The 2565-nt window shown below is 72.2% G+C and carries 4 protein-coding genes; all 4 read left to right on the top strand.

Features of this window, described 5'->3' with window-relative positions; translation table 11 throughout:
- Positions 1 to 279, top strand: a 279-nt coding sequence (locus ACFWVD_RS28250; protein ID WP_379247899.1) for a hypothetical protein, incomplete at its 5' end; no start/stop codon positions are given.
- Between the two features lie 79 nt (positions 280 to 358).
- Positions 359 to 505, top strand: a complete 147-nt coding sequence (locus ACFWVD_RS28245) for a hypothetical protein (RefSeq protein WP_379247897.1) — start codon at positions 359 to 361, stop codon at positions 503 to 505.
- 297 nt (positions 506 to 802) lie between these two features.
- Positions 803 to 1777 carry an alpha/beta hydrolase gene (locus ACFWVD_RS28240; protein WP_379247895.1) on the top strand — a complete coding sequence of 325 codons (975 nt, stop codon included), beginning with the start codon at positions 803 to 805 and terminating at the stop codon, positions 1775 to 1777.
- A 494-nt stretch (positions 1778 to 2271) separates the two neighbouring features.
- Positions 2272 to 2544, top strand: coding sequence for a helix-turn-helix domain-containing protein (locus tag ACFWVD_RS28235; RefSeq protein ID WP_379247893.1), 273 nt, complete (start codon positions 2272 to 2274; stop codon positions 2542 to 2544).
- The last annotated feature ends 21 nt before the right edge of the window (positions 2545 to 2565 follow it).

Genomic DNA, 2565 nt, shown 5'->3' with positions numbered 1-2565 from the left:
CCGGGCCCGGTGTACTTCGACGTCGGCAGTGGTCCGGACGTGCCGTCGACCACCCACTGGTCGGCCTACGACGGCCGGGCCCGCCGCCCGCGCGCCGAGGCCCTCCGGGCGGTGTGCGCATGCGGATGGCGCGGACCGGCCCAGTACCCCCTGCACTGGAACACGATCGGCGACCAACCCCTCTACGACGCGGACGTCGACCTCACCGGACCGCTCGCCGACTGGACCGCGCACCTGTCCGTCGTCCGCGCCGCGGCGGTACCGCTGCCCGACCGCTGACCGCCCTCCTGCCAGGACCGCCGAGCAACTGACCGCCACCGCCACGGACTCACCCCTCGCCGCGCTGCGCGCCGCCGGCATGCTGGAGCGGATCGCCACCCTGGTGGGCCGCGAGGCCGCCGGCGCCCTGCGCGACGACAACACCTCCGCCCAAACACTGGCCACCGCCCTCGGCACCACCCGCTCCAAAGCCCAGATCATGCTCCTGACCGCGCAGGACGGATAACGCCACCGCCCCACAGCGCCCCGCCCGCCGGAGCAGAGCCCAGCCGCGCCCGCCCGGGGCCGGAGTCGGTGGAACGCTTTCGCCCCGGTACCTCTCTAGCCTGATGCGCACCGGTTGGCGGTGCTCTGGACCGGTGCGTCCAGACCGAGACGTCGCAGAGGGTTCCGCTGTTCCATGGGTCTGACAAGTAGTGAGCTCCTCGTGTGCGCCGTGCTGTGCACGGCACTGGCTTTCACGGTCACCGTGTGGCTCTGGCCGCGGCTGGCACGGGGGAGCCGGACACGGGTGCTCGGGCGCATGGGGCTGATCGTCCTCGTGCAGGCGTTCCTGTTCGCCTCGGTCGCCCTCGCGGCCAACCGCAGCCTGCTGATCTACGGGTCCTGGGCCGACCTGGCCGGACGTGCACGCCAGGAGGCCGTGCGCGGCGGGGTGGCCGTGGAGGTGCTGGGACGGCAGGCTCCCAACGTGCCCGGCGGCGGCAACCCCCTGGTGAGCGGCGTGATCGAGAAGGTCACCCTGCACGGGGAGCGTTCGGGGAGCGCTGCCCAGGCCTACGTCTACCTGCCGCCGGAGTACTTCCACAAGGGCAACGAGCAGCGGAGGTTCCCCGCGGCCGTGGTCCTGACGGGCTACCCGGGCACGGCGGAGAACCTGCTGAAGGGGCTGCGCTACCCGAAGACGGCCTGGACCCTGGCCAAGGAGAAGAAGGCGCAGCCGATGATCCTGGTGATGATGCGGCCCACCGTCTCGGCCGAGAACACCCAGTGCATCGACGTCCGCGGCGGCGGCCCGCAGAGCGAGACCTTCTTCGGTACGGACGTCCCCCGGGCCATATCGAGCACGTACCGCGCCGGCACCCCGGCGCGGAGCTGGGGCATCATCGGCGATTCGACCGGCGGCTACTGCGCCCTGAAGATGACGGTGCAGCACCCGGAGACCTACGCCGCCGGCGTGGGCCTTTCGGCGGACTACAAGCCGGAGATCGACCACGACTCCGGCGACCTCTTCCACGGCGACAAGGACGAGGAGAAACGATCCGACCTGCTGTGGCATCTCGCCAACCGGCCACAGGCCGCATCCTCGTTCCTCGTGACGACCTCGCTGCAGGGCGAGGAGAACTACAAACCGACCCAGCAGTTCATCAAGGCGGTCAAGGCCCCGGCCCGCGTCTCGTCGATCACGCTCGACCGCGGAGGACACAGCTTCAACACCTGGAACCGCGAGATCCCGCCGGCCCTCGAATGGATCAGCGGCCGACTCAGCGCCGAGTGACAAGCCCCGGTGCACAACATCTCCACCGAGCCTCCCGTACCGCCGCGGCCACCCGGACGCGCAGACCGACGGCCGCCGGGACCGGGACAGGGACCGCGGAACTTCACGGCGTTCGCTGCGTCAGTCAAGGACCTCAGTCGGTACTACGCCCACTGACGGTCTGCGGGGGAGTGCCGGCGGAGTTGAGCCGTATGCCCGGTCGGCTGTCCGGTTCCTTCCGGGCGTTGCGGACACGCTCTGGCGCCGGACCCGCCCCACGCCCCACCCCCAGGCACCGGCGGGCTTCACCCAGGGCAGAAGGCCACTCCCTTCCCCCCGCGCCCCGGATCCCTAGGGTGAGGGGGGTGAGCACTCATGCGCCGAACGAGTCCCGCGTCATCCCCCTGCGCCCGCAAGCCCCGGCGCCCGGTTCCGGCGGGCCGGCCGGCGCCCCGCGACGACCCGTGGGGGGTCCACCGCCGAGGGAGCCCCTGTGGCGTCACCTCGTCGGCGACGTGCTGCGGCGCGAGCGGCTCGCCCAGGAACGCACGCTGAAGGACGTCTCGGAGGCGGCCCGGATCTCGATGCCGTACCTGTCGGAGGTGGAGCGCGGACGCAAGGAGGCATCCTCCGAGGTGCTCGCGGCCGCCGCCCAGGCCCTCGGACTCGGCCTCGCCGACCTGCTCCTGCGCGCCGGTGACGAGCTGGCCCTCCACGCCCGGAGCCGGGTGGTCCGGGGCCGCACGTCACCCACGGCGCAGTACGACGGCCTCTGCCTCGCCGCCTGACCGGACCGGACTGCTCCGGAC

The organism is Nocardia sp. NPDC058666, from assembly GCF_042714895.1.
Classification (GTDB): domain Bacteria; phylum Actinomycetota; class Actinomycetes; order Mycobacteriales; family Mycobacteriaceae; genus Nocardia.
The sequence above is the reverse complement of the archived record's forward strand: the minus strand, read 5'-3'. Positions and strand labels throughout refer to the sequence as shown.